Origin of the sequence: Halocola ammonii (genome assembly GCF_049334165.1) — a bacterium.
Classification (GTDB): domain Bacteria; phylum Bacteroidota; class Bacteroidia; order Flavobacteriales_D; family Sanyastnellaceae; genus JBEGHD01.
The window spans coordinates 1-410 of the sequence record NZ_JBEGHD010000059.1 but is presented as its reverse complement, the minus strand read 5'-3'; the positions used below and the strand labels follow the sequence as shown (position 1 = coordinate 410).

The following is a 410-nucleotide window of genomic DNA, read 5'->3' as shown; positions in this document are numbered from 1 at the left end:
ACCTGAGTTGCTGTTGAAGCGTTTCCGCATTCATCAGTAGCAGTGAACGTGCGAGTAATCACACTTTCCTGTGGGCACTCACCAGCAACAGATTCGTCTGAAGAAGTTACCGTAACCGCTCCACAGTTGTCTGTAGCTTCGGCCATCATTGAAGGAACTTCTTCGTCACATTCGATAGTTACATCTTCTGGTACTGAAGTGAACTCTGGTGCTGTTGTGTCAACTACTGTGATCACCTGTACTGCCGTGCTTGCGTTTCCACAATCGTCAGTCGCTGTGAACGTACGTGTTACCACATATTCTTGTGGGCACTCACCATCAGTAATTACATCTTCTGATGTGATCGTTACTTCTCCACAGTTATCAAAAGCTGACGCCTCGTCTGTTGGAAGATCCTGATCACACTCGAT

General features: G+C 46.8%; 1 protein-coding gene. It reads right to left on the bottom strand.

Annotated features, from left to right (window positions below; genetic code table 11):
- The coding region (locus ABHV44_RS16245; protein WP_459075765.1) for an HYR-like domain-containing protein at window positions 1-410 on the bottom strand (410 nt) is incomplete at both ends.